This window comes from Pseudomonas sp. MF5691, assembly GCF_016405645.1.
GTDB classification, from domain to species: domain Bacteria; phylum Pseudomonadota; class Gammaproteobacteria; order Pseudomonadales; family Pseudomonadaceae; genus Aquipseudomonas; species Aquipseudomonas shahriarae.
On the sequence record NZ_JAEKDC010000019.1, the window covers coordinates 36,552 to 60,136 of the forward strand.

28 protein-coding genes, 1 tRNA gene and 1 pseudogene are annotated in these 23,585 nt (G+C 59.8%); all 30 read left to right on the top strand.

The genetic code is table 11. The features are described 5' to 3' along the window. The first annotated feature begins 58 nt into the window (after nt 1-58). On the top strand, nt 59-223 hold the full coding sequence (locus tag JFT44_RS22305) for a hypothetical protein (RefSeq protein WP_156796363.1): 165 nt from the start codon (nt 59-61) through the stop codon (nt 221-223). Nucleotides 224-239: 16 nt separating this feature from the next. Further along, a tRNA-Met gene (locus JFT44_RS22310) sits at nt 240-315 on the top strand. Nucleotides 316-485: 170 nt separating this feature from the next. Further along, nucleotides 486-821 (top strand): phage holin, lambda family, encoded by a 336-nt coding sequence (locus JFT44_RS22315; protein WP_169867154.1) that lies wholly within the window; start codon nt 486-488, stop codon nt 819-821. A 163-nt stretch (nt 822-984) separates the two neighbouring features. Continuing rightward, nucleotides 985-1,194: a hypothetical protein gene (locus JFT44_RS22320; protein ID WP_198831170.1), complete on the top strand. Its 210-nt coding sequence runs from the start codon at nt 985-987 to the stop codon at nt 1,192-1,194. Beyond that, nucleotides 1,191-1,406 carry a hypothetical protein gene (locus tag JFT44_RS22325; protein WP_198831171.1) on the top strand — a complete coding sequence of 72 codons (216 nt, stop codon included), beginning with the start codon at nt 1,191-1,193 and terminating at the stop codon, nt 1,404-1,406. Before JFT44_RS22320 ends, JFT44_RS22325 begins: the two co-directional genes overlap by 4 nt. A gap of 70 nt (nt 1,407-1,476) precedes the next feature. Continuing rightward, nucleotides 1,477-1,590: pseudogene (locus JFT44_RS28925) on the top strand (HGGxSTG domain-containing protein); the annotation flags it as partial. A gap of 72 nt (nt 1,591-1,662) precedes the next feature. Further along, nucleotides 1,663-2,046 (top strand): hypothetical protein, encoded by a 384-nt coding sequence (locus tag JFT44_RS22330; protein WP_233098407.1) that lies wholly within the window; start codon nt 1,663-1,665, stop codon nt 2,044-2,046. Continuing rightward, nucleotides 2,036-3,301, top strand: coding sequence for a terminase large subunit domain-containing protein (locus tag JFT44_RS22335; protein WP_152612371.1), 1,266 nt, complete (start codon nt 2,036-2,038; stop codon nt 3,299-3,301). The genes JFT44_RS22330 and JFT44_RS22335 overlap by 11 nt, the downstream gene beginning before the upstream one ends. Further along, nucleotides 3,298-5,103 (top strand): anti-CBASS protein Acb1 family protein, encoded by a 1,806-nt coding sequence (locus JFT44_RS22340; protein ID WP_198831172.1) that lies wholly within the window; start codon nt 3,298-3,300, stop codon nt 5,101-5,103. Before JFT44_RS22335 ends, JFT44_RS22340 begins: the two co-directional genes overlap by 4 nt. Next, nucleotides 5,100-6,230: a DUF2213 domain-containing protein gene (locus JFT44_RS22345; RefSeq protein ID WP_198831173.1), complete on the top strand. Its 1,131-nt coding sequence runs from the start codon at nt 5,100-5,102 to the stop codon at nt 6,228-6,230. The genes JFT44_RS22340 and JFT44_RS22345 overlap by 4 nt, the downstream gene beginning before the upstream one ends. Before the next feature lie 10 nt (nt 6,231-6,240). Next, nucleotides 6,241-6,720 carry a hypothetical protein gene (locus JFT44_RS22350; RefSeq protein WP_198831174.1) on the top strand — a complete coding sequence of 160 codons (480 nt, stop codon included), beginning with the start codon at nt 6,241-6,243 and terminating at the stop codon, nt 6,718-6,720. A gap of 1 nt (nt 6,721) precedes the next feature. After that, on the top strand, nt 6,722-7,684 hold the full coding sequence (locus JFT44_RS22355) for a DUF2184 domain-containing protein (protein ID WP_124376723.1): 963 nt from the start codon (nt 6,722-6,724) through the stop codon (nt 7,682-7,684). Nucleotides 7,685-7,696: 12 nt separating this feature from the next. Beyond that, complete coding sequence (locus tag JFT44_RS22360) at nt 7,697-7,876, top strand: hypothetical protein (protein ID WP_198831175.1); 180 nt, start codon at nt 7,697-7,699, stop codon at nt 7,874-7,876. A 42-nt stretch (nt 7,877-7,918) separates the two neighbouring features. Beyond that, the gene (locus tag JFT44_RS22365; RefSeq protein ID WP_198831176.1) at nt 7,919-8,440 is read left to right on the top strand and encodes a DnaT-like ssDNA-binding protein; all 522 of its coding nucleotides are present in this window, start codon (nt 7,919-7,921) and stop codon (nt 8,438-8,440) included. Further along, nucleotides 8,437-9,492: a hypothetical protein gene (locus JFT44_RS22370; RefSeq protein WP_198831177.1), complete on the top strand. Its 1,056-nt coding sequence runs from the start codon at nt 8,437-8,439 to the stop codon at nt 9,490-9,492. The genes JFT44_RS22365 and JFT44_RS22370 overlap by 4 nt, the downstream gene beginning before the upstream one ends. Then, nucleotides 9,492-9,878, top strand: a complete 387-nt coding sequence (locus JFT44_RS22375; RefSeq protein WP_198831178.1) for a hypothetical protein — start codon at nt 9,492-9,494, stop codon at nt 9,876-9,878. The genes JFT44_RS22370 and JFT44_RS22375 overlap by 1 nt, the downstream gene beginning before the upstream one ends. An 11-nt stretch (nt 9,879-9,889) precedes the next feature. Further along, nucleotides 9,890-10,315 (top strand): HK97 gp10 family phage protein, encoded by a 426-nt coding sequence (locus JFT44_RS22380; protein ID WP_198831179.1) that lies wholly within the window; start codon nt 9,890-9,892, stop codon nt 10,313-10,315. Beyond that, nucleotides 10,312-10,728 (top strand): phage tail terminator-like protein, encoded by a 417-nt coding sequence (locus tag JFT44_RS22385; RefSeq protein WP_198831180.1) that lies wholly within the window; start codon nt 10,312-10,314, stop codon nt 10,726-10,728. Before JFT44_RS22380 ends, JFT44_RS22385 begins: the two co-directional genes overlap by 4 nt. Before the next feature lie 71 nt (nt 10,729-10,799). Continuing rightward, complete coding sequence (locus tag JFT44_RS22390; RefSeq protein ID WP_198831181.1) at nt 10,800-11,456, top strand: phage tail protein; 657 nt, start codon at nt 10,800-10,802, stop codon at nt 11,454-11,456. A 3-nt stretch (nt 11,457-11,459) separates the two neighbouring features. Next, complete coding sequence (locus JFT44_RS22395; protein ID WP_198831182.1) at nt 11,460-11,843, top strand: phage tail assembly chaperone; 384 nt, start codon at nt 11,460-11,462, stop codon at nt 11,841-11,843. Between the two features lie 62 nt (nt 11,844-11,905). Further along, a complete protein-coding gene (locus JFT44_RS22400; protein ID WP_198831183.1) occupies nt 11,906-12,157 on the top strand; it encodes a DUF1799 domain-containing protein in 252 nt (83 codons plus the stop codon). 87 nt (nt 12,158-12,244) lie between these two features. Then, a complete protein-coding gene (locus JFT44_RS22405) occupies nt 12,245-12,667 on the top strand; it encodes a hypothetical protein (RefSeq protein ID WP_198831184.1) in 423 nt (140 codons plus the stop codon). A 21-nt stretch (nt 12,668-12,688) separates the two neighbouring features. Further along, the gene (locus JFT44_RS22410; protein WP_198831185.1) at nt 12,689-13,018 is read left to right on the top strand and encodes a hypothetical protein; all 330 of its coding nucleotides are present in this window, start codon (nt 12,689-12,691) and stop codon (nt 13,016-13,018) included. Between the two features lie 57 nt (nt 13,019-13,075). Further along, on the top strand, nt 13,076-16,006 hold the full coding sequence (locus JFT44_RS22415; protein WP_198831186.1) for a phage tail tape measure protein: 2,931 nt from the start codon (nt 13,076-13,078) through the stop codon (nt 16,004-16,006). Between the two features lie 2 nt (nt 16,007-16,008). Continuing rightward, nucleotides 16,009-16,347, top strand: a complete 339-nt coding sequence (locus JFT44_RS22420; RefSeq protein WP_198831187.1) for a phage tail protein — start codon at nt 16,009-16,011, stop codon at nt 16,345-16,347. A gap of 10 nt (nt 16,348-16,357) precedes the next feature. Next, nucleotides 16,358-17,107, top strand: a complete 750-nt coding sequence (locus JFT44_RS22425; protein ID WP_198831188.1) for a phage minor tail protein L — start codon at nt 16,358-16,360, stop codon at nt 17,105-17,107. A 3-nt stretch (nt 17,108-17,110) separates the two neighbouring features. Beyond that, nucleotides 17,111-17,866 carry a C40 family peptidase gene (locus JFT44_RS22430; RefSeq protein WP_198831189.1) on the top strand — a complete coding sequence of 252 codons (756 nt, stop codon included), beginning with the start codon at nt 17,111-17,113 and terminating at the stop codon, nt 17,864-17,866. Then, nucleotides 17,863-18,441: a tail assembly protein gene (locus tag JFT44_RS22435; protein WP_198831190.1), complete on the top strand. Its 579-nt coding sequence runs from the start codon at nt 17,863-17,865 to the stop codon at nt 18,439-18,441. The genes JFT44_RS22430 and JFT44_RS22435 overlap by 4 nt, the downstream gene beginning before the upstream one ends. Before the next feature lie 57 nt (nt 18,442-18,498). Continuing rightward, on the top strand, nt 18,499-22,359 hold the full coding sequence (locus tag JFT44_RS22440; RefSeq protein WP_198831191.1) for a DUF1983 domain-containing protein: 3,861 nt from the start codon (nt 18,499-18,501) through the stop codon (nt 22,357-22,359). Between the two features lie 309 nt (nt 22,360-22,668). Continuing rightward, nucleotides 22,669-23,532 carry a hypothetical protein gene (locus JFT44_RS22445; protein ID WP_233098408.1) on the top strand — a complete coding sequence of 288 codons (864 nt, stop codon included), beginning with the start codon at nt 22,669-22,671 and terminating at the stop codon, nt 23,530-23,532. Nucleotides 23,533-23,585 lie beyond the last annotated feature (53 nt).

A 23,585-nucleotide genomic window follows, 5' to 3' on the forward strand; every position in this document is an offset into this window, starting at 1 on the left:
AAACCCGGCCACAGCGCCGGGTTTTTTATTGCCTTAATTCTACTGCCGGTAGGTGCGCATGAAGCTGAAGACCAGAATCAACACGCTGGAGCGCGCCCGTACGGCCTGGGAAGCAGTTGCGCGGCAGGTTGGCGAGACAAACTTTTCGCGCCATCCGCAGACCGGCGAATACCTGCATCCTGGTGTCGCCATGGGCTGGCGCATCCACAAAAAGAACCTGTAGTCGTCCCCCTGATTTTTGCGTGGTAGAGCAGCGGTCAGCTCGTCGGGCTCATATCCCGAAGGTCGATGGTTCGAATCCATCCCTCGCAACCAATTCAAAGGTTCTCATTGAGGGCCTATTGAGGCCTCGGCATTGATCGGGGCCTCTTCGTTTTCGGCTCCACCACGCCCATTGCTCCGAGCTGGGAGTGCTGTGTGAGCCGATTCAATTCCGCAGGTCATGGCCTGTCGTATTCCTAACTCCCTGACGGGGAGGAACCGAGATGTCCAACATGCCTGAGAAAACACCAGAGTTCTGGGTGATGGCGCTCGCCTGGTTGAGCCAACACTCCCCGGTGCTGTATGCCACCTTGCTCTCTGCTGTCATGGCTGGTCTGCGGATCATCTATGGCGGTGGCACCCGGCGACAGATATTCGTAGAGGGTGCGATCTGTGGCGGTTTGACCGTGACACTGATCAGCGGCTTGGAGTTTTTCGGTCTACCCCAGAGCATGGCCACCTTCGTCGGAGGCTGGGTTGGCTTCCTGGGGGTGGAGAAGATCCGGTCCATTGCTGACCGGGTGACTGACTTCAAGCTGCCAGGCCGTAAGGCTGAGTAATCCGCGCCACGTTTTCGTAACTCGCAAAATTGTGGCGCGGAATGCGCCGAGGGCATCGCCATGGCTTCGAATACCAATTCCTCCAAGACTGTCACCCTGCTGGGCGGGATCGCGCTTGTGATCATTGTCCTGGCAGTGGCGGCCTTCAGCTTCGTGTGACGCCATGAAAGTAATCGTAACCAAGCTCTTGGGGTCGGCCGAGGTCGAGTTTCTGCGTGAGGGTGTGGTCGTTCATCGCGAGCGGTTCACCGGCAAGACCAATCATCGGTACGAGCGCGCCATTGCGACCCGGGAAGAGTTCGACGCTCACCGCTGCCGGTTTGTGACGGCCCTGCCTGCTGACCGGGCGTTCCAGTATGAGGTTTCGCCATGAGCGACCAATCAGGCGAGCACGTCCACTACTGGGATGATGGCCGGGGCCGACGGGAAGTGATCATCGACGGCCAGCGTGTTGACGGCGTGACCTACTGCGACACCAGGGCCGGTATCGCAGTTGTTCTGGATGCACCGCTCAAGTCCACTGACGGGGAGCATGTCGACTTCCACCCGGTGTGGGGCGAGATCAAGGTTATAGGCATCGAATGATCATTGAATGACGTTCGAATGCATTGAATGAATCGTTCTGCGAAAACCAACCCCATGAATGAGGCTGACTATGGCCCTATGCGGCGCATCCAAGCGCGGCAACGGGGAACCATGCAAGCGTCACGCGATACCGGGTTCCTCTCGCTGCAAGCTACACGGCGGCAAGAGTTCAGGCCCCAAGGAACAAAGGGGCAACAAGAATGCTGCGAAGCCCGGCTCGATCTACAGCCGATTCCTGACTGACGAAGAGAACGACATGCTTGCCAGCATAGAGCTGGGGCGCGTGGACGATGAGTTGCGGCTGACTCGAGTGCGCTTGATGCGTGCGCTGGCCAGAGAGAACGAATTCGGCAACTCACTTGAGGTGGAGTCTGAGAAGGAAGAGCCGATCCTAATCAGCGGCAAGGAGACCTCGCTCACCTCGATCACGACTACGAGCAAGGTTCGGGACTACTCCAGCCTGATCGACCGCCTCACTGCCCGTGTCGAGAGCCTGGAGCGGACGAAGGAAGACCTAGAGACGCGGCGACTCACCAACGAGAAGCTGCGCCGCGAACTGGAAGACCCGAATAAGGGCCTGCCCGAGCCCAAGCAAGTAATCATCGGGGTGGAAGATGCAAGCTGTCCTGATGCTGAATAAGCCCCAGTTCGAGTTCATCAAAAGCCACAAGAAGTTCATGGCGTTCGTTGGTGGGTACCGGAGCGGCAAGACGTTTGTAGGCTGCGTGCGCATGTGCGTCAACGCGCTTGAGTTCCCAGGTATACCCCAAGGCTACTTCGCTCCGACCTATCCGCAGATCGCTGACATCTTCTACGACACCATGCCGGTGGTCGCTGAGGCTTTCGGCCTGTTCGCTGACATCGTGCCGAGCAAGAAGCGCGTGTACCTGCGTGATAACCGAGGACGGTGCCTATCGACCATAGTCTGCAAGAGCATGGAGCACCCGCACCGCATTGTGGGTTTCAACATCGCCCATGCCTTGGTCGATGAGATCGACTGTATGCCGATCAAGAAGGCCGACAGCGCCTGGAAGAAGATCATTGCGCGGATGTCCACTGTCTGGCCTGGCCGCGATATGAACACCATCGACGTCACTACGACGCCGGAGGGCTTCAACTGGGTGTATCGCAAGTTCGTCAAGGAGCTTGCGTCCAACCCGACTCAGCGCCCCCTGTACGGCATTGTGCACGCCTCCACTCGGCAGAACGCAAAGAACCTGCCGAAGGACTACATCAAGTCGCTGCGGGAGTCTTACCCATCCAACTTGGTGGACGCCTACATCGATGGCCTGTTCGTCAACCTGACGTCTGGCAGCGTGTACCCGAGTTTCTGCAGAAAGCAGAACCACACGGACGCAACCATCCGCCCAGGCGAGCAGCTGCACGTCGGCATGGACTTCAACATCAACCGGATGGCGGCAACGATTCACGTTATCCGCGACGGCCTGCCCATGCTGCTGGAAGAGGCCACAAGCCTGTTCGATACGCCGGCGATGATTGTCGAGCTTAAGCGCCGCTTCCCTGGGCACAGCATCACGGTCTATCCCGACGCCAGCGGCAAGAACCGCAAGAGCGTAAACGGCAGCGAGTCGGATCACAGCCTGCTGCGTGCCGCCGGCTTCATGGTGATGGTGAACCCGTCGAACCCGTTGGTGCGTGACCGGGTGCTGGCCGTGAACGCCATGCTGCTGAATATCGAGCAGAAGCGCCGCTACGTGGTGAACACAGACAACTGCCCAGTCACTACCCAAGTGCTGGAGCAGCAGGCCTATGACGAGCACGGCCAACCCAACAAGGACGGCACTGAAGACCCGGTCGACGCACTTGGCTACTTCATTGTCCAGCGCTTCCCGATTGCGGGCAGCTACACACTCGCAAACGTGAGCAACTCATGAGCGCATTCAGCTACCTGAAAGACAGCCTGCAGAACCTGGTCGCAGGACTGGGTACTGCGCGCGACAAGGCATCCCACTCGCACTATGCCGTGCCGGAGATGGACGACCAGCAGCTGCTGAACGCCTTCCGTGGCTCATGGACTGCGCAGAAGGGCGTGACCATTCCCGCGGTGGATGCATGCCGTAACTGGCGCAGCTGGCAGGCTGACAAGGCACAGATTGAGCTGATCGAGGCCGAGGAAGACCGCCTGAACGTCAAGGGCAAGATCCTTGAGGCCCTATTGAAGTCCCGCCTGTTCGGTGGTGCTGCTGTGTTCATCGGCACCGGTGAGCGTGATACGGCATCCGAGCTTAACCCTGAGCGCGTCAAGCAGGGCGGCGTGAAGTACCTCACTGTCATGACCCGCCGGCAGCTTAGCGCAACCGAGATCGAGCAGGACCCGCAGAGCCCGCGCTTCGGTAAGCCCAAGGCGTACCGCCTGCCGGGTAGCGTGATTGAAATCCACCCGTCGCGCCTGGTGATCTTCATCGGCACGCCGCATCCTGACCCCGAGCTGGCGGTCGGTTGCGGCTTCGGATGGGGGGACTCGGTGCTGCTGGCAGCCATGCCAGCCGTGCGTCATTACGACGAGACGGTGGCCAACGTGGTCAGCCTGGTCTACGAGGCCAAGATCGACGTCATCAACATCCCCAACCTGATGTCGAGCATGCAGGACAAGAACTACGAGCGCTTGCTGCTGGAGCGCCTGCGTCTCGCCGCAACCGCCAAGGGCATCAACGGTACGCTGATCCTCGATGGCGCTGAGACGCACAGTTCCAAATCGGCCAGCTTCGGAAATTTGCCTGAGGTTATCGCCAAAACGGAGCAGGGCGTGTCCGGTGCGTTCGATATCCCTGGAACCCGCATGTTCGGCCAGTCCTCCACCGGGCTGGGCGCGAACGGCGAAGAGAACACCCGCAACTACTACGACAACGTTGCGTCGCGCCAGAAGCTGGAGATTAAGCCATCCATGAGCGTCCTGGATGAGTGCCTGATCCGGTCAGCGCTGGGCGGTCGCCCTAAGGAGATCCACTACACCTGGGCTCCGCTGTGGCAGGCCACGGCCAAGGAGCGGGCAGACATCGGCAAGACCACCGCCGACACCATCAAGGCGCTGAAGGACTCGGCCCTGTTCCCTGAGGACGCGCTTTCGGCGGCATCGGTAAACCTCATGGTCGAGCTGAGCGTCATGCCTGGGCTTGAAGCGGCCATCGACCAGTTCGGGGCTGAGCTGCCGGACGAAGGGGGTGGAGCAGGTGATGACAGTCTTCCGGTAAGTGAAGGCGATCCGGCAGCAAACAAGAAAGCCCTTTCCGATGCCGCGCCGCGCACGCTGTACGTATCACGCAAGGTCACCAATGGTGCCGACATCATCGCTTGGGCCAAGGCTCAGGGCTTTGAGTCAACCGTGCCCGCCAATGAGCTGCACGTCACCGTCGCCTACAGCCGCAACCTGGTGGATTGGATGAAGGTCGGCGAGTCATGGTCGGGTGATGGCAAGGGCGAGCTAAAGATTGCTCCGGGCGGGGCAAGACTGATCGACAAGTTCGGCGAAGGCGCGGTGGTGCTGCTGTTCAACAGCTCTGAGCTCGCATGGCGGCACGTAACCATTGTCGAGGCCGGGGCCTCATGGGATTGGCCGGACTATCAGCCCCACATCACCTTCACATACGAACCCGGCAGTGTCGATATCGACAAGGTTGAGCCATACCGTGGCGCGATCGAGCTGGGTCCTGAGATCTTCGAGGAGCTCGACCCATGATCTTTACCGACTCCGTGCCAGTCACGGGCGTACGGCGCACCGAGGACGGCTATCTGGTCGCTGAGGCGCGGGTGGCGCGAACCGGCATCCAGGACTACTTGGGCACCGAGATTGATCCGGACAACGAGCACGGCCTGCGCGATAAGCCAATCGTGCGTGTGTACCGGCCTGAAAGCGCTGTGTTCCACGCTGACGCCATGCATTCGTACGCATACCGCCCAATGACCAACGGCCACCCGGGCGGCGACGGCGTTAACTCGAAGAACTGGAAGGACGTCGCGATCGGCCAGACCGGTGGCGAAGTTGTCCGCGATGGTCAGTTCGTCAAGGTGCCCCTGGTGCTGATGGACGCGAAGGCCATTGCTGACTACGAGTCAGGCAAGCGTGAGCTCTCCATGGGCTACGGCGCCGAAGTCGTGTTCCAGGATGGCGTAACCGGCGACGGCGAGCAGTACGACTGCTACCTGGGGCCCATGAAAATGAACCACCTCAGCCTTGAGCATCGCGCTCGAGGCGGCATCGATCTAAGCATCGGTGACCACAAACCAGACACCCCCAAAGGAGGCCATGACATGGCTGATGCACTGCGAAAACTCCTTGTCGATGGCATCTCCATTGATGTCACCGAGCAAGGCGCCCAGGCCATCGAGAAGCTGAACACCAAGCTTGCTGATGCTGCCACCGCCACCAAGACCCTGACCGATGCGCACGCTACTGCAATCGCGCTGAAGGATGGCGAACTGGCCAAGAAGGATGCCGAGATCGACGCCCTGAAGGCCAAGCAACTCAGCGATGCCGATATCGACAAGCGCGTCACTGCCCGTGCCGACCTGATCAGCAAGGCCAAGACTATCGCTGACGCCGACTACACCGGCAAGACCGATGCCGACATCCGCAAGGCCGTGGTCATCGCCAAGCTGGGTGATGCGGCCGTAGCCGGTAAGGCAGACGCCTACATCGACGCGCGCTTCGAGATCCTGGTGGAAGACGCCGCCAAAGACCCAGCCGGCGACCCCTTCCGCAAACACATGATTCAGCAGGACGGCAAGACCGTCGGCGACGAATCGGAAAAAGCACGTCTGCAGATGATTGTCGACATGCAAACCGCCCACCTGCCGAAGGCATAAGGAGCACACCATGGCTACTTACCAAACCACGTACACCAACGCTCCAGCCAAGGGCGTGCCCGGCCTGGTCGCCAACGAAGAGAAGTGCAACAAGATCAGTCGCACCGTCTCGAACGCCGAAGGCATTGTCTTCGGCGCGCCTGGCTTCCGTGTGACTGGTGCTGGCAACGATCACAAGATCGCCGCCACTGGCACCCTGTTCCTGGGCCTGGCTGTGCTGAGCGCAGCCGTACCGCCTGTGGCGACCGGTTCCACTCTGATCGACGGCTACCCGCGAGACTTCACCGGCGCGTTCATGACCGATGGCCAGATGTATGTAACCGCCGGCGCTGCCGTGGTGCCTGGTGATGACGTGTACTACGTCGCCGCGACCAATCGCTACGTCACGACCGCCGCTGAAGGCGCAGTGTTGATCCCTGGCGCCATCTTCGACACCACTGGTGCGAACGGCGACATCGTCGAAATCTCCCTCAAACATCGGAGCGCTTAACATGCCTCAAGCTTTCGAAGACGCTCAGTCGGCGTTCCCGTTCGTTCTGGCCCAGGGCCGGAACATCGAAACGCGCATCTACACCCGCCGCTACCCGACGTTTAACTACGCCGCGAGCATTCCAGTGGTAACTGAGGGCGCTCCATGGGCCATCGGCACCACGTTCTTCACCGTCGATACTGCCGGTGAAGCCAAGTTCCTGTCGGGTTCGGGCACTGACATGCCGTTCAACTCGGCAACGCACGACCAGGCATCGCACGACTTCGCCATGATCGGCTCCGGCTGGGAATGGAACCTGGAAGAAGTGAACCAGGCACAGCTGTACGGCATCAACCTGAGCGGCACCAAGGCTGATTCGGCCGCCGACAAGGTTGAGCGCCTGCTGAACAGCATTGCCTTCACTGGCAGTGTTGAGAAGCGCTGGACTGGCCTGTTGAACGACAGCAACGTTTCTCGGGTTGACGCTGCTGCATCCGGCACCGCTGGTTCGACCTACTGGTCCGCCAAAGACGTCGACCTGATCATGGCCGACGTGAATGGCTTGCTGGGCAGCATCCGCACCAACACTGGCGAAGTCGAGTGGGCAGATACCCTGCGCATGCCGCCTGACGCATTCCGAGCGGTGGCAACCAAGCGCATGGGCGCTGGCGATGGCTTCATGACGGTGCTGGAATACATGCGCCGCAACAACATCTACACCGCCGAGACCGGTCTGCCGCTGGACATCGCGCCACTGCGCGAAGCCCGGAACGCTTCGCAGGATGGTGGTGGTCGTCTGGTTGCGTACCGCAAGGACCCGGAAGTGGTTCGCTTCCACCTGCCAATGCCGCGCCGCGTCCTGGCCCCGCGCCAGAAGTCCATTATGGGCTTCGAAACCGGGATCATCGCCCGCACAGGCGGTACCGAGATTCGTCTGCCGGGCGCCGTAGCGTACCTCGACGAAATCACCCCGCCAGTATCCTGATAGGAGGTCGACATGAAAGTGACCAATAACTCGAAGGCGCTGCAGGGCGTGCATACCAAGTCTGGCGTTCAATACATCGCGCCAGGCGACTCCGTCGATGTAGACCTCACCGAAGCGGGGCTGAAGGGCGCCAAGCGCCTGGACTTCCTTGCCGTCGGTGATGCCAAGAAAGCTGACAGCGACAAAAAGTAAACCCCGGAGCGGTGCGCCGCTCCACCTATTCGAGATATCCCGATGCCAGACTTTTACGGAACCGTCGCAGAAGCCGACGCCTATCACGCTGCGCGAGCGAATACCGCCTGGGCTGGCGATGACGTGGCGAAGCAGGCCGCGCTGATCCGGGCGTCGGCCTACATCGACGGCCGCTACCGGAAGCTTCTTGCTTCTGGCGTGTGGCAGTCATTATTCCCCGGCGTGAAGACCGAGGGCAGAGGGCAGGCCAGGGAGTGGCCGCGGACCGGTGCCTATGACTATGAGGGCAACCCTATCCCAGCTGACCAGGTGCCCGTCGAGGTTGAGCAGGCAACCTACGAGGCTGCGCTGCGTGAAATCGTCGAGCCGGGCAGCCTCAGCCCTGACTTCGTATCCGCCTCATTGGTCAAGCGTGAGAAGGTCGGCCCGCTTGAAACTGAATTCGCCGTGTCGGCAGGTGCGGACGCCGCCGGATCTGTCCGCCCGGTGATCAGTATCATTGACGAGATGATTGCCCCGGTTCTGGTGGCTCGCTACACGCTGCCTGCGGTATTTACGGTATGACCCCGGCGCAGATCATCCAGGCCATCGAAGGAATGGAGCCTGCGATGCAGCAGGCCTATCTGGAGCAGGTCAAGACGGTGGTCAGCGCGGCTACGGTTGCAGAAGTCGAGCGCCTAATCGCGGAAGAGGATGAAGAGGGCCTGGTGGCACTGCTCAGCCTTGGCGCGTTGTCCGCATTCCTTGAGCTCGTCAGGTCGGTATTCATTGCCGGCGCCAAGTTCGAAGTTAAGGCGATCGTCATTCCGCGCGAGCTTGGGCGGTTCGAGTTTGATGTCCGCCAACCTTCGGCTGAGAAGTGGGTGGCGGCCAAAGCAGAAGAGATTCGAGCAAACGCAGCTATCGATGTGCGTGCCGCCATTCGGGAAGCAATGGGAAGTCGCCGCCGCATTGTCGGGTGGCCAAGTGCGCAGCCTGTTGCGGCACAGGTAGAGGTCAGTGCCACGCCAATGGTGCGTACACCACGACAGGCAGCACTTGACCTGCTGGGGCGCATGAGCGCGCAGACAGGTTCGCGTTCCGGTGGCGTCATCGGCCTGCCTGGCAACTATGCGCAATTCGTACTGAATGCCAGGTCCCAGCTGCTGGGCGGCAACCCAGATGAGATGCGCAAGTACTTGCAGCGCAAGCGCCGGGACCGCCGCTTCGACGGAATCGTGAACAGAGCAATCAAGGCTGGAACGCCCGTCGCCCAGGCTGACGTGGACAAGATCGCCGGCCGCTACGCCGATCGCCTGATGAAGTCCTACGCCGAGATGCTGGCCAAGGCTGAGGCGCTGGAGTCGTTCGGCTCTGGGCGTGACCAGGTGTACGAGCAACTGATCGCCCAGGGCCTTGATCGTGACTTGGTCACTAAGACCTGGCGCGACCGAGGCGACAAAAAGGTCCGCCACACGCATTCGGTGATGGGCGGCCAAGAAGTGCAGAAGGATCAGCCATTCCAGAGCCCTACTGGGGCGCTGCTTCGATACCCTGGCGATACCAGTCTCGGAGCGGGGTGGAGTGAGCGTGCCAACTGCCGATGCTCAGCCATCTACAAAATAAGGCGCAAGTGATGCCAGATATCTATGACCGTGCAAGGGCCCTGGCCATGCGGATGCTTGCGCCGCGCAGCAAGGGCGGGAAGGGGCTGGAACTGGTCCTGCGCCGAGAGCTCATCGGGGAATACGACCCGGATGCGCCTCCCGCACCCAGCGAACTGGTCGTGAACGGCTCAGGCTTCCGTGAGGAATACGACAACAAGTACATCGATGGCACGCTGATAGTGCGCGGCGACGTCAAGTTGCTGGTGTCGCCGGTGCAGCTGACTGGGGCAGATATGCCGGAACCGCTGAGCAACGACCGTATCCAATTCGACGGCACCATCTACACCGTGATCGCCGTCAGCCCATGGAACTACGCCGGCCTGACGGTTGGCTTTGAGCTGCAGGTGCGCAAGTAATGGCAAATCACATGACCAGCCGCTACGGCGGACAGCAAGGGAGTTTTGCCGAGAGCCTGGCGGCATTCGCGGAGCAGACAAAGGAGGCCATCGACGACGTGTTCCGCGAGGTGGTGATCGAGATCGGCACTTCGGTCATCCGGCTGTCACCGGTGGACACCGGGCGATTCAAAGGCAACTGGCAGTTCACCGTGGGTGCTCCTTCGAGCCAGAGCATCGACACCTTCGACAAGGCAGGGCACGAAACCATTGCGACTCTGGTGGCAGAGGTCAGCAAGCTGGAGGCCGGGCAGGTCGCCTACGTCGTCAACAACCTGGTGTACGGCGTTCCGCTCGAATACGGACATTCCGATCAGGCGCCGGCCGGCATGGTGCAAATCACGCTCGCACGCTTCCAGCAGATCGTCGATGAAGCCATCAGGAATAACCAGGTATGAGCCATAACATCATCGCTGCGGCTTTCGAGTCGCGCCTGCTGGCCTGGGCAAAGGCTCGAACCAAGCCACTGAAGGTGGTGGTGGAGAACGAGGCCTACACACCGGCTACCGGCGAGACGTACCTGCGGGCCTTCACTCTGCCAGCGGTGACGGCCAGCAACACGCTCGGGGGCGACCACCACCTGTACGTCGGCGTGTTCCAGGTCAACATCGTTGCGCCCTCCGGCAAGTATCGAACCGAGGCCAGCGGCATCGTCGACGAACTGGCCACACTGTTCCCGGTAAACCTGCGCATCCCGCGCGCCGGACTGGTCGCCATCGTGCTGACGCCGGTCGGGCCAGGCCCAGGCATTCCTGACGGAACCACATACACCATACCGGCCTCGTTCCAGTACCGCGCTGACACCAACTAATTCGCCCGCTGGGCAAACCCAGAACCCGCCACTGAGCGGGTTTTGTCATTTCTGCAAAGAGGAAAATACACATGGGCTTTCGACTCCCCAACGGCGCGACCCTGCAAATCGCTTCGACCTATGGACCGGCTATCCCGGTAACCGCGCTGAGCAACGCCAATCCAGCGGTAGCGACCGCCGCGGCCCACGGCCTGACTGATGGTGACATCATCGCCGTGACCTCGGGCTGGACCCGCCTGAACGACCGTGCCGCACGTGTGGCCAACAGCCTGACCGGCACTTTCGCCCTGGAAAACGTCAACACCACCAACCTTCAACCATACCCGGCTGGCTCGGGCCTGGGCTCGGTGCGCGAAGTAACCGGTTTCGTTGAGATCTCGCAGATCACCGACGTGGCAACCAGCGGCGGCGACCAGCAGTTCCTCACCTTCGGCTTCCTGGCTGACGATGACGACCGCCAGATCCCGACCACCAAGAACCCGATCAGCATGTCGGTCACCGTTGCTGATGATCCGGCTTTGGCTTATGTCGCGGTGGTGGAAGCGGCCGACGAGGACAAAGTAACCCGTGTACTGCGCCTGAACCTGCCGAACGGCGACAGCATCCTGTACAACGCCTACGTGACCATCACGTCTACCCCGGCGCTGTCCCGTAACAATCTGATGACCCGCGTCATCACTCTGTCGCTGGCCGGCCGCCCAACCCGTTACTCGGCAGTGGTGGTGTAACCAATGGCCAAGATCAAGATCGCGCCAAACCCAACGTTCAAAGCCAAGGTTCAGATCCCCCGTGTGGGCGGTGAAGCGGTGGCCGTGGACTTCGAGTTCAAGTACCTGGACCGCATCGCGCTTTCGGCGCTGTTCGACCGCTGGAACACTGCGCGTGACGCGCACGCCACCAAGGTGCAGGACGAAGGCATGTCCTGGCAGGACGCCACGGCTTCGGAAATCGCGCTGCAGGTCGAACAACTCAAGGACATCGTCAGCGGCTGGGGCTTCGATGAGAAGCTGTCCGACGAGGCCATGACTGCGCTGGTCACCACCTGTGTTGGAGCGCCAAAGGCTGTGCTGGAAGCCTACCAGGCCGCATATCAGCCGGCCCGCCTGGGAAACTGACCGGCGTCGCCCGCATCCTGTACGAGCAAGGGCCGTCAGAGGCTGACCTGGCGGCCTTCGGCATGACCAAGGCCGACATCCCCGATGAAGAGTACGAGGTCTGGCCAGATAACTGGCCGGCCTTCCTGCTGTTCGAGGCGATGTCCACGCAGTGGCGTGTGGGTATGGGCGGCGCCGTGGGCCTGGACTACAACGCACTCAAGCCGGTGGCCAGCATGATCGGCCTCAAGCGTACTGAGCTGTCACAGGCTTTTCCTGATCTGCGGATGATGGAGGCCGAAGCGCTGCTGGTGATGAGCGAGAGCCGGAGCTGAACAAAGCCACAGGGACTCACTACCCCGGCGTTCATGTTGCTTTCTCGTTGATGATAAAGTCCTGTGATATCTCAACGAGGGAACGACATGAAATTAATACTGGGTGCGCTGGTAGCGGCGTTGATAACGGGATGTGCGACATCACCCGTACCTTCTGACAAGGCGCGTCAGGCGCCATCTGAAAGGGTGATCGGTTACCAGAAGCCAGTGCCTGGTGGAGGTTCGTTGATTGTGACGAGAGACACCGGATTTCAAGGTGGGGGATGTTTTGCAACGATTTTCCTCAATGGTGCTCCTGTGGCGAAGCTGGACACTGGCGAGAAGGCTGTCTTCGAGGTGCCTTCAGGCGAGTGGTTGCTAGGTGCCGCTCTGGACGGCTCAGCACTTTGCGCAGCGAATCCCGAACGAATGGAAACGTCAGTGGTTTTGAAGCAGGGCCAGCAAAAGAAATTTAGGGTTTTTATACCCGCAGGCGGTGGTTCGGTAGCTGTCCAACCGACCAGTTTCTAAGTGCCTCAAGGAGTGGTCGAGATGAAAATTCTGGTTGCAGCTTTAGCGATCGTAACGCTGGCAGGGTGTGGAAACAGCGATGTGCAGAAAGCGCGGGACGAAGTGAAACGAAACCTAAACGACTCGGCGTCAGCTGAGTTCAGGGGTGAGAAGGTTTATCGCCTCCGTGACAATACGGTTGTATGTGGCGAAGTAAACGCCAAGAACAGCTACGGTGGATACGCAGGGTTCTCGAAGTACGTAGTCGAGGGCGTAGGAACCAGGCCGGTGGCCAAGTTCGGGGAAGGCATGCAAACAGACATAAGCATTACCTGCCAGTTTGCGGAAACGAATTCAAAGCTGAATAAATAGATTAAGTGAACCCAATAGCCCGCCACTGAGCGGGCTTTTTTGTGCCTGGAGAAAAGTATGACGTCGATTGCTGAGCTCGGCATTAAGGTCGATTCGACGGATGCTGCGCAGGCAAGCACCGATCTAGACAAGCTTACTGCGGCCGGGGGGCGTGCGGAGAAGGCAGCCGAAGGCTTAGCGCGCGGGGCTGATAAGGCGACTGCTTCGATGAAGAAGCAGAAGGACGAGCTATCAGATCTGCTCGGCGAGATTGACCCAACGGTCAAGGCTCTTGGTCGCTTAGACGACCTTGAAACGAAACTGGCCAAGCAAAAAAAACTGGGAGCGCTGGACGCGTCAACGTTCAGTGAGTACCAGGGCAAGATCGACCAGTCGCGGGCGAACCTGGGAAGATTCGACGACAGCCTTACTCGGACCGGAAACACGGCGAAGCAGACCGCTGCAGCGCTGCGCGGCGTGCCAGCCCAGTTCACTGACATTGCCGTCTCTCTCCAGGGTGGACAGGCGCCGCTGACAGTTCTGCTGCAGCAGGGCGGCCAGCTCAAAGATATGTTCGGCGGGATTGCGCCGGCGGCGAAGGCGCTGGGTGGTTACGTACTTGGCCTGATAAATCCGTTTACGCTTGCTGCAGCCGCCGTGGCTGCGTTAGGCCTGGCGTATTACAAGGGCAGTGAAGAGGCAGATGCTTACAATGAGGCGCTGATTCTCAGCGGTAATGTGGCCGGCACGAGCGCAAGTCAACTGAGCGATATGGCCCGACAGGTCAGCGCCACAGTTGGAACGACAGGTGCTGCCGCTGAAGTGCTGGCAAAGCTCGCCGGTAACGGAAAGATCGCCAGTGATAGCTTTGGCCAGATCACCGAAGCCGCCTTGCAGATGGAAAAGGCTACAGGGCGCGCTATTGACGAGACAATCGCCGAGTTCGCGAAAATTGCGAAAGACCCTGTCGCCGCCGCAAAAGAACTAAACGATCAATACCACTTTTTGACAGCGTCGATTTACTCGCAGATTGTCGCGCTTAAGGAGCAAGGCGATACAGTTGGTGCTGCTAAATTACTGACGGACTCATACGCCAGCACGATCGAAACTCGCACCGGAGAGATAACGCAGAACCTGGGGATCATAGAGCGCGGCTGGAATGCAGTAAGGGACGCTGCGAAAGGCGCTCTGGACGCCACCAAGGAGATCGGACGTACTCAAAGCCTGGAGCAGCAAGCCGAAGTAATCCGCCAGAGGCTGAAGACTGGACAGGGTCGGGGTGGCCGGGCTGCTGCGATGGGTATCGAGACGCGTGATACTGCGAGAGACACCAGGGATCTTGCGTTCCTTGAGCTCCAGATAGAAGCAGAGAAAACGCGTACAAAATACCTCGGTGACCGCCAAAAGGTCCAGGACAAGGGCATCGAGGCCGAGCTGGAGCTCGAGCGAATCCGGGTTGCGTCCTACAGCAACAAGCAGAAGCGCGACAAGGAAGAGGAAGCCTACCTTCGGAAAGTCGCCAACCTGCGCGAGGCGAATCCAAACAGCCCGCTACTTGATCAGAAGAACATTGATCGCGACCTGAAGAACATCCGCGACAAGTACAAGGACCCGAAGGGTACGACCACCGCGGTCGACCTGTCCTCGTTCAAAGACTCGAAGAATCAACTCAATGCGGTGCTCAGCTACTACAAGAGCGCCGATAAGGAACTGGAGGCAGCGCAGAAAGCCGGGATCATCTCTCAGGAGAGCTACACGGCCCAGCGCGTGGCACTGCTCCAGCAGCAGGCGTCAGAGGTCAAGTCCTCGTATGAGGCCGAGATATCGGCGCTTGAGGCTGCGAAGGGCAAGGCCGGCACTTCTGCAGCCCAGCGCATCCAGCTGGACCAGAAGATTGCCGACGCCCGGGCCAACATGGTCAAGGCTCAGAAAGAATCTGAGAGCGAACTGTCGGTCATCGACACTGAAGAAACGGGGCGCCTTAATAAGAAAACCGCAGCCACAGAGGCTTACGTCGATCAGCTTGAGCGTCAGCGCAGAGCGTTGTCACTCACGGGTGACCGAAACGCTGCGGCAGTCGGGATGGGTGACCGCGAATCGGGATTGCAGCGCGACCTTGATGCATCGCGTGACAAGTTCAACGACGAACGCGCCAAGCTGCTGGATCGGCGAAAAACTGCTCCAGACAAGTACAGCCAGCAAGACTATGAGAGCGACCTCGCCAGTCTTCAGGACGCCGAGGTCAAGTATCGGGACACTGTCGTCGAAAATTACGGAAAGATGTCTGAGGCTCAAGGTGATTGGAGGAAGGGGGCAACCTCTGCCTACCACAACTATCTCGAGTCTGCGCGAGATGTCGCAGGGCAAACTCGCAGCCTGTTCACCAATGCTTTTTCCGGCATGGAGGACGCAGTCGCGAATTTTGCCGTCAATGGCAAGCTTTCGTTCTCTGACTTCACCAAGTCAATCATCGCCGATATGGCGAGGATCGCTACCAGGCAAGCGGCATCGGGATTGCTTTCGAGCATCGCTGGTACAGCCCTTGGCGCATGGCTTGGCGGGGGCGGAGGTGGTGGCGCTACCAGCTTCGGCTCCAGCATCGGCAGCGCCATCACGGCCAACGCGAAGGGTGGTGTCTACGACTCGCCGAGCCTTTCCAGCTTCAGCAACCAGGTACACGACAAGCCGCAGATGTTCGCCTTCGCAAAGGGCGCGGGCATCTTCGCCGAGGCCGGGCCGGAAGCAATCATGCCGCTGACCAGGACGGCCGGTGGCGAGCTTGGGGTTCGGGCGCTGGCCGGTGGTGGCGGAGGAGGCGGTGGCAATACCTTCAACTTCCCAGTATCGGTTTCCGTGCAAACGGCTGGTGACGGCAGCGCGCCGACGCAGGAAGACACCACTCAGCTTGGCAAGGGCATTCAGCAGGCAGCCAAAACTGAGGCAGAAACTGCTATCGCCAAAGGCTTACAGCCTGGCGGATCAATCTGGCGCGTCATCAACGGGAGGTAACCATGGCGATTGAAACGTTCACCTGGGCCACCCAGCACGGGGAGGCGCCGACTCTTGAATATAGGACCAGGGAATCGCGCTTTGGCGGGGGCTATAAGCAAGTTGTCGGCGATGGTCCAAACAATAAAGAAGATGCATACCCGATAACCCACACCGGCACCACCTCGGCGGCAAAGGCCATGATGGCCTTCTTCGACCGCCACAAGGGCGCAAAGGCCTTTCTCTGGACTACACCGCTGGGAGAGTTGGGCTTATTCACATGCAAGAACCCAACCCCGACCCCTATGGGTGGGGGCGTATTCAAAGTGACGGCGACATTTGAGCGCGCCTTCCACCCGTAAAGGTCAATCCATGTCGCTGATCAATGCTATCCAGACTCTTGAGCCTGGCAACGAAATCATGCTGTTTGAACTGGATGGCAGCGATTACGGCGCCGATGTTCTGCGCTTCCATGGTCACGCTATCCCGCATACGCCTGCAGAACTGATCGCCGCCGGCGGCAATGCTGACCAGTTGCCCGCCAAGTCGATTTGGTGGAAGGGCGAAGAGTACGGCGCCTGGCCCATGCAGTACGAGGGCAGCGAGGCGAACGGCGACGGCACCGCAGTACGGCCGAAGCTTTCGGTTGGCAACGTCAATGGGCGGATCACCGCTCTATGCCTGGCCTTCGAGGATCTCCTCGAGTTCAAGCTGACCATTCGCAATACGCTGGCCGAGTTTCTCGACGCCGTGAACTTCGAAGGCGGCAACCCCACGGCGGACCCCACCCAGGAATCGATCGAGGTCTGGTATGTCGACCAGAAAACCAACGAGGACGGCGAGACGGTCAGTTGGGACTTGGCCAGCCCGGGCGATGTGGGCGGAGAAACTATCGGTAGACAGATGACAACCCTGTGCCACTGGGCGCTAACCGGCGGGTACAGAGGTCCCGACTGCGGCTACACAGGGCCGTACCGGGACAAGGATGGGAATCTGACAGATAACCCTGAGAACGACATACCTGACGGAACGCTGGGCCGCTGCTGCATTCCTCGCTTCGGCGAGGGAAACCCCTACCCATTCGGTGGATTTCCCGCTGTGTCACTCATTGCCCGGAGCTGAAAAATGCGCAAACACATCATTGCGGCCATCCAGTCGCATGCAGCGGCCGAGTACCCGAAAGAGTGCTGCGGGCTGGTACTGGCCGTGGGCCGGGCGCAGATGTATTTCCCGTGCCGGAACATCGCCACGGAGCCGAACGAAGAGTTTCGGCTTGATCCAGAGGATTACGCCGCGGCGGAAGACCAGGGCCAGGTGATCGGCATCGTCCATTCTCACCCGGACGCCACCAGCCGCCCGTCATCGCGCGACCTGGCCATGTGCGAGGCCACGGCCTTGCCCTGGCATATCTTGAGTTGGCCCGAGGGCGACCTACGCACTGTTGCCCCGAGCGGCAGCACGCCGCTGCTCAAGCGACCGTTTGTACATGGTGTGTGGGACTGTTGGTCAGTATGCGCCCAGTGGTACCAGCGTGAGTGGGGCCTTGAGTTCGAAGCCTTCAATCGCACCGATGGCTGGTGGGAGAGTGCAGATAGCACCAGTCTGTACGAGGCGAACTATATCGCTGCCGGCTTCGAGCAAGTCGACAGCCCACAGCGCGGCGACATGATCGTGATGGAGGTCGGGCGCACGGCGCATCCGAACCACGCGGGGATCTACCTGGGAACTGACCCAGCGCTGCCAGGCGAAGAGTCGGGCGTGTTCGGCCCTGGGCCCTTCGTCCTGCACCACCTCTATGGCCGGCCATCAGAGGTGATTGTCTACGGCGGGCCATGGCTTCAGCGCACACGCTTAATTCTTCGACACAAGGAGGCACGATGAGCGCCATCGTTTATTCGCCAATGACCACCATCAAACTGTCCGGCTCGCTGGCTCAGAAGTTCGGCAGGCTGCACCGGCGCCAGGTTGGCTCGGGCGACACCTGGGAGAGTTTCCGGGCGCTGAAGGCAACCATCGACGGATTCGAGGAAGAGATCCGCCGCCTTGGCCGCCTTGGGATGCGCTTTGCCATATTCCGCAACCGAAAAAACGTCGGTGCCGATGAGTTCGGCATGGGCGGTGCTAGGGAGATACGCATCGTACCGGTCGTAGAGGGCAGCAAGCGCGGCGGCATCCTGCAGATCGTGCTGGGCGTGGTGCTGATCGCCGCCAGCTACTTCGGCGCTCCGACGGCGCCAGCAGGCATTGCGCTGCTGGCCGGCGGCGTGATCCAGATGCTCAGCCCGCAGGCCGCCGGCCTCAAGCAGAGCGCCTCACCGGAAAACATGCCCAGCTATGCATTCGGCAGCGCAAAGAACACCACGGCCAGCGGCAACCCTGTCCCCATCTGCATTGGTGAGCGCCGGTGGGGCGGCGCAATCATTTCGGCTTCGATCTACGCCGAAGACAAGACATAGACGAACCGAAGCGAACAGGCCGCCCAAGAGGCGGTTTTTTATTGCCTGGAGGAAAGCATGGGCGCAGCACAGAATCTGGATGTTCATGGTGCCAAAGGTGGCAAGAGCAAGCCAAAAGCACCAGTAGAGGCGCCCGACAGCTTGCGCTCAACCAACGTGGCCAAGATCCTGATCGCCGTGGGCGAGGGTGAATTCGACGGGACGCCCACCGCGCGCGATATCTTCCTCGATAACACCCCTATTCAGGATGCCAGCGGCAATTTCAACTTTACCAACGTGAAGTGGGACTGGCGCCCCGGGTCTGTAGAGCAGACCTACATCCCAGGTATCCCGTCCGTCGACAACGAAACCTCGCTGAATATAGAGCTGCGCAGCGGCACGCCGTGGGTTCAGTCGCTGACCAATCTTCAGCTGTCGGCAGCGCGTATTCGCCTGGCCACGCCGCGACTGGCGAGCCAGGACAGTGAAGGGAACATAGGTGGTTACAGCATCGAATACGCGGTAGATGTGGCTACCGATGGAGGTGCGTATCAGGAGGTATTGGTTGGTGCCATGACAGGCAAAGCCACCACTCGTTACGAAAAGTCCATGCGTATCGATCTTCCACCGGCCACCAGCGGATGGCTGATTCGAGTTCGCCGCATCACTCCAAATCAGAACACCGACAAGATCGCAGACAGCCTGTTTATCGCAGGCTACACCCAGGTGATCGACGCAAAGCTGCGCTATCCGAACACGGCGCTACTGTTCATCGAGTTCGACGCCGAGCAGTTCACCAACATTCCGGCCGTCACCGTGAAGTGCAAGGCCCGCCGCTGGCAGGTTCCGAGCAATTACGATCCGGTGGCCCGCACCTACTCTGGCGCCTGGGACGGCACCATGAAGGAGGCCTGGACCAATAACCCAGCCTGGGTCACCTACGGGATCTGCACCCAGGATCGTTTTGGCCTGGGCCGCCGTATCAAGCCGTGGATGGTCGACAAGTGGGAGTTGTACCGCATTTCTCAGTACTGCGACCAGTCGGTGCCGGACGGTGCCGCAGGCGTTGAGCCGCGGTTCCTGTGCGACATGAACCTGCAGGGCAAGGCCGATGCCTGGTCATTGCTGCGGGACATCGCCGGCATCTATCGCGGCATGACGTACTGGGCTCAGGGCCAACTGGTCATGCAGGCCGATATGCCTCGCTCGCAGGACATGGACTACGTCTTCACCCGGTCGAATGTCATCGACGGCAAGATCTCCTATGGCAGCGCATCGGCGAAGACTCGCTTTACGCGCTGCCTTGTCAGCTACGACAACCCGCTGAACAACTACGACACCGATGTCACGGTCTATTCCGATTTGCCGCTGCAGCGCCGCCTGGGCGACAAGCCGACGGAGATCAGTGCCATCGGCTGCACTCGGGCATCTGAGGCCCAGCGCCGCGCTAAGTGGCTGGTGCTGAGCAACAACCAGGACCGCACCATCAGCTTCAGGACCGGCATGGAAGGCCGTATCCCGCTGCCTGGGTTCATTATCCCCGTGGCCGACTCGCTGTTGGCGGGCCGGGAGATAGGCGGGCGCATTGCGGCGGCGGCGGGGAAGGTCATCACCTTGGACCGCGACACCCTGGCCAAGGCCGGCGACCGACTGGTGATCAACCTTCCGGGCGGGCGGGCAGAAGGGCGCACCGTAGAAAGCGTGAGCGGCCGCAATGTAACCGTGACCGTCGCCTACAGCGAGCCACCCGCAGCCCAGCTTCAGTGGGCAATCGACGCTGACGACCTGGCAATTCCTCTATATAGGGTGATGAGAGCCGCACGGACGCCTGAGGGTGATTACGACATCAGCGCCTTGCAGTATGAGCCAAGCAAGTTCCCTAGCATCGATACCGGTGCGCGCCTAGAAGAGCGCCCGGTTAGCGTGATCCCGATCACAGTAGTACCGGCACCGGCGAGCGTAGACATCACGTCGAACGTCGCGATCGACCAGGGCCTGGCCATCAGCACCATGAACATCTCGTGGCCCGCCGTGACTGGCGCGGTCGCGTATGACGTTGAATGGCGCAAGGACAGCGGCAACTGGATCAAGCTGCAGCGCACTGGCGCGACAAGCGTTGACGTTGCGGGGATTTATTCGGGTGCGTACCTGGCCCGGGTGCGTTCGGTCAGTGCGTTCGAGATTTCTTCGATCTGGAAAAGCTCCAACCTGACCAATCTGGAAGGGAAGGTCGGGTTGCCGCCGGCAGTGGCGTTCCTGACCACCACCAGTCTGGTCTACGGCATCGGCATCCAGTGGGGCTTTCCACCAGGTGCTGAGGACACCCAGCGGACTGAGGTCTGGTATAGCGAGTCGCCGGACCTGACGACGGCGATCAAGCTGAGCGACTTCAGCTACCCGCAGGCCAAGCATGAGATGCACAGCCTGCTGGCGGGAGCGAGCCTGTTTTTCTGGGCGCGCCTGGTGGACCGTACCGGCAACGTCGGGCCGTTCTTCCCGATCCCTGGCGCGGTAAATGGCCAGGCCAGTTCGGACCAGACCGAGTACGACAAGTACTTCGCCGACAAGATCGGTAAGGGGGCGCTGTACCAGGACTTGCGCGAAGAGATCGAGCTTATTACGGGCGATGGGCCTGATTCGGTCAATGAACGGTTGAAGGAGGCCAAGGCAGAGCTGGAGGGGCTGCTAGGCCAGATCACCGGGGCAGAGCCATACGACCCCACGAAGCCCTACGCCACTGGCGCATTCACGCAAAAGGATGGGCACCTGTACCAGGCGACTGGCGCGGTACCGGCCGGCGAAGCGCCGCCAAACCCGCTGTACTGGAAGGACATCGGCACGATCCTGCAAACCACCAACGCGCTGGCCCAGCAGGTTCAACTGGTCACCAGCATGATCGAGGAGATCGAGGGCCAGGTGGTGTCCACTGCGACATCGGTTGAGGCGTTGCGCTCGGCCGCCCGTGGTGATGATGGCGCGGGCGACCTGGCTGACGCGGTGAAAGGGTGGCAATCGACCGCTGATCTCGGGATTGAGAAGCGCACGCGGGCGTCGGAAAGCGACGCAATGGCGCGGCAACTCACCACGATGGAGGCGCGGGTGGGGGCGAACCAGTCCGGGCTGACCGTGCTACAGGAGGTGGTGGCCACCAACAAGCAGACGTCAGCCACCCAACTGACGCAGCTCAAAAGCGACCTGGAGCTGACCGAAGAGAAGGTAGCCGGCAATGCCCAGGCCATTACTGGCCTCGACACCAAGGTCAACAACCTCGACGGCAAGGTCACGTCTCAAGCGTCCAGCAATGAAGCGCTGCGGGCTTCCGTTCGCGGCGATGATGGTTCCGGCGATCTTGCTGGCGCGATCAAGGCCTGGGAGTCGACAGCCAGCTTTGAGGTCGAGAAGAAGGTGCAGGCCTCGGCGAATGAGGCGTTGGCCAGGACTACAGAAACCCTGCAATCGAACATTGGCGAGACCAGCGCCTCGGTTCAGCAAGTGAGCCAGACTGTGGTAGGTCTCGATGGGCGTGTTTCGTCAATGGTTACGCTTAAGGCGCAGACCATTGTGGGTGGCAAGAGGGTTACTTCTGGTTTTGCTTTTGGTTCTGACGGAGAGCAAGCGGAATTCCTGATCTTTGCTCAGCGATTTGCGGTGGTGGATGAGGTAAGCGGCCAACTTGTTCCGATGTTTGTGGTGGAAGGTAATCAGGTAGTGCTGAACCAGGCCATCATCAGTAAGGCGTTCATTCAGGAGATCATTCTAGGCATGGTGCTGCGTTCAGCTGCTGTCGATGCCAATGGTCAGCCGCTAATCGAACTGAATATGGAAACAGGCAAGTTCGTTTTCCGTGGGAGCAAGAATGGTAATTCTTCGCTGCTGACCAGTGACGGACTTAAATTCACCTATGCCAATGGTGTTGATGGCATCGACCTGAGTCTTTGACATGGTGGGATTAGTAATACGGGACAAAGACACGGGTCTCATCAAGGTTGATATGACCAGCTTCATCAGTCAGGAGACAGGCAGCGTTGAGACTGGCGGGCAGAATGGGTCTATTCAGATCCCGGCTGCGCCGCCAGGTCGGCACTTGTTCTTTTCCGTTTGTCCGCTCGTTGATTTGCAGGTGGAAAAAGGGAAGAGGCCCGGCGTCACTCTTGTTGGAACTACTCTGTCTTGGGTCTATTCATACAACACGGCGGGCTGGGGGTTCTTCTCGGCCAATTGCCGTATCTCTTACGGGTACTACTAGAAATGGCCGGCCTTGTTGTTAAGCTAAGTGACTCCAGCCTTCTGTATGACACAAACAACATAAGTTACGGATTGGTCAAAAGTGGATATTTGTCATACGTGGAGAACTGGCGGCGGCTAACGTTGAGAGGGGTAAACGTCGATCCAAATATTGGTAGTAGCTGGGTCGAGCAAGGGATTCCGGGTGACGACCAGTTTGGGTTTTCAATTGTCAGTCCGGTCGCTCCGATAGTTTTCTTGAGTGGTCGAGGAGTAGTTACTGGTTTAAAGATCAACGGGAATACCTGGACCTACCTGTTCGCTGGAGCCAGTGCATCGACCAAATACTACTGTTTTGATTTGATGAGGGATGACGGTCTGCCGGGTCCCTATTTAAAAACTAGGGAGGTGAGCAATGTCTTTACCTTTAACTCCAACCAAATACCGCTGAACGTTGTTTCTTCGATCATTGCACCAGAACGAGGGGTTCTGGACAGATACGGGCGACCGGTCACCACCTATCTTGGTGGAAGAAATGAGCGGATTTCCTACCAGTCCACATCGGGCTCGGCCTCTGTACACAGCCTTGTCGATATCAATATCGGCAGTGGCGTTGAGTACGCGGCCTTCCTCCCGTGGAGTAGGTCGTGCGGCATCGTTGATCCGGACACAATCCCAGGTGCCTATACAACCACTTACGGTATGGCTGAAGGGGCTTTCGGGAGGTCTGGTGGTATCTCATTTATGTTTGCCCCGCCGGGTAGAACTACGAGTCAGGACTGGCCGCCCGATGGCACTGCGTCTATTGGCTATCACTCTCTTCCTGTTGATCGGCGACCGTCTGCACTTGTTATAAAAACTGGCGGCCTCCCATTTCCATTTAATTGATTTTTACGAACTTAATTAATCCGCCTTGGGCGGGTATTTTAGCGGAGAAACCT

What these genes read in the sequence shown, in the direction of transcription:
- JFT44_RS22305 (WP_156796363.1), top strand. Translation starts at nt 59, where the DNA reads ATGAAGCTGAAGACCAGAATCAACACGCTGGAGCGCGCCCGTACGGCC.
- JFT44_RS22315 (WP_169867154.1), top strand. Translation starts at nt 486, where the DNA reads ATGTCCAACATGCCTGAGAAAACACCAGAGTTCTGGGTGATGGCGCTC.
- JFT44_RS22320 (WP_198831170.1), top strand. Translation starts at nt 985, where the DNA reads ATGAAAGTAATCGTAACCAAGCTCTTGGGGTCGGCCGAGGTCGAGTTT.
- JFT44_RS22325 (WP_198831171.1), top strand. Translation starts at nt 1,191, where the DNA reads ATGAGCGACCAATCAGGCGAGCACGTCCACTACTGGGATGATGGCCGG.
- JFT44_RS22330 (WP_233098407.1), top strand. Translation starts at nt 1,663, where the DNA reads ATGCTTGCCAGCATAGAGCTGGGGCGCGTGGACGATGAGTTGCGGCTG.
- JFT44_RS22335 (WP_152612371.1), top strand. Translation starts at nt 2,036, where the DNA reads ATGCTGAATAAGCCCCAGTTCGAGTTCATCAAAAGCCACAAGAAGTTC.
- JFT44_RS22340 (WP_198831172.1), top strand. Translation starts at nt 3,298, where the DNA reads ATGAGCGCATTCAGCTACCTGAAAGACAGCCTGCAGAACCTGGTCGCA.
- JFT44_RS22345 (WP_198831173.1), top strand. Translation starts at nt 5,100, where the DNA reads ATGATCTTTACCGACTCCGTGCCAGTCACGGGCGTACGGCGCACCGAG.
- JFT44_RS22350 (WP_198831174.1), top strand. Translation starts at nt 6,241, where the DNA reads ATGGCTACTTACCAAACCACGTACACCAACGCTCCAGCCAAGGGCGTG.
- JFT44_RS22355 (WP_124376723.1), top strand. Translation starts at nt 6,722, where the DNA reads ATGCCTCAAGCTTTCGAAGACGCTCAGTCGGCGTTCCCGTTCGTTCTG.
- JFT44_RS22360 (WP_198831175.1), top strand. Translation starts at nt 7,697, where the DNA reads ATGAAAGTGACCAATAACTCGAAGGCGCTGCAGGGCGTGCATACCAAG.
- JFT44_RS22365 (WP_198831176.1), top strand. Translation starts at nt 7,919, where the DNA reads ATGCCAGACTTTTACGGAACCGTCGCAGAAGCCGACGCCTATCACGCT.
- JFT44_RS22370 (WP_198831177.1), top strand. Translation starts at nt 8,437, where the DNA reads ATGACCCCGGCGCAGATCATCCAGGCCATCGAAGGAATGGAGCCTGCG.
- JFT44_RS22375 (WP_198831178.1), top strand. Translation starts at nt 9,492, where the DNA reads ATGCCAGATATCTATGACCGTGCAAGGGCCCTGGCCATGCGGATGCTT.
- JFT44_RS22380 (WP_198831179.1), top strand. Translation starts at nt 9,890, where the DNA reads ATGACCAGCCGCTACGGCGGACAGCAAGGGAGTTTTGCCGAGAGCCTG.
- JFT44_RS22385 (WP_198831180.1), top strand. Translation starts at nt 10,312, where the DNA reads ATGAGCCATAACATCATCGCTGCGGCTTTCGAGTCGCGCCTGCTGGCC.
- JFT44_RS22390 (WP_198831181.1), top strand. Translation starts at nt 10,800, where the DNA reads ATGGGCTTTCGACTCCCCAACGGCGCGACCCTGCAAATCGCTTCGACC.
- JFT44_RS22395 (WP_198831182.1), top strand. Translation starts at nt 11,460, where the DNA reads ATGGCCAAGATCAAGATCGCGCCAAACCCAACGTTCAAAGCCAAGGTT.
- JFT44_RS22400 (WP_198831183.1), top strand. Translation starts at nt 11,906, where the DNA reads ATGACCAAGGCCGACATCCCCGATGAAGAGTACGAGGTCTGGCCAGAT.
- JFT44_RS22405 (WP_198831184.1), top strand. Translation starts at nt 12,245, where the DNA reads ATGAAATTAATACTGGGTGCGCTGGTAGCGGCGTTGATAACGGGATGT.
- JFT44_RS22410 (WP_198831185.1), top strand. Translation starts at nt 12,689, where the DNA reads ATGAAAATTCTGGTTGCAGCTTTAGCGATCGTAACGCTGGCAGGGTGT.
- JFT44_RS22415 (WP_198831186.1), top strand. Translation starts at nt 13,076, where the DNA reads ATGACGTCGATTGCTGAGCTCGGCATTAAGGTCGATTCGACGGATGCT.
- JFT44_RS22420 (WP_198831187.1), top strand. Translation starts at nt 16,009, where the DNA reads ATGGCGATTGAAACGTTCACCTGGGCCACCCAGCACGGGGAGGCGCCG.
- JFT44_RS22425 (WP_198831188.1), top strand. Translation starts at nt 16,358, where the DNA reads ATGTCGCTGATCAATGCTATCCAGACTCTTGAGCCTGGCAACGAAATC.
- JFT44_RS22430 (WP_198831189.1), top strand. Translation starts at nt 17,111, where the DNA reads ATGCGCAAACACATCATTGCGGCCATCCAGTCGCATGCAGCGGCCGAG.
- JFT44_RS22435 (WP_198831190.1), top strand. Translation starts at nt 17,863, where the DNA reads ATGAGCGCCATCGTTTATTCGCCAATGACCACCATCAAACTGTCCGGC.
- JFT44_RS22440 (WP_198831191.1), top strand. Translation starts at nt 18,499, where the DNA reads ATGGGCGCAGCACAGAATCTGGATGTTCATGGTGCCAAAGGTGGCAAG.
- JFT44_RS22445 (WP_233098408.1), top strand. Translation starts at nt 22,669, where the DNA reads ATGGCCGGCCTTGTTGTTAAGCTAAGTGACTCCAGCCTTCTGTATGAC.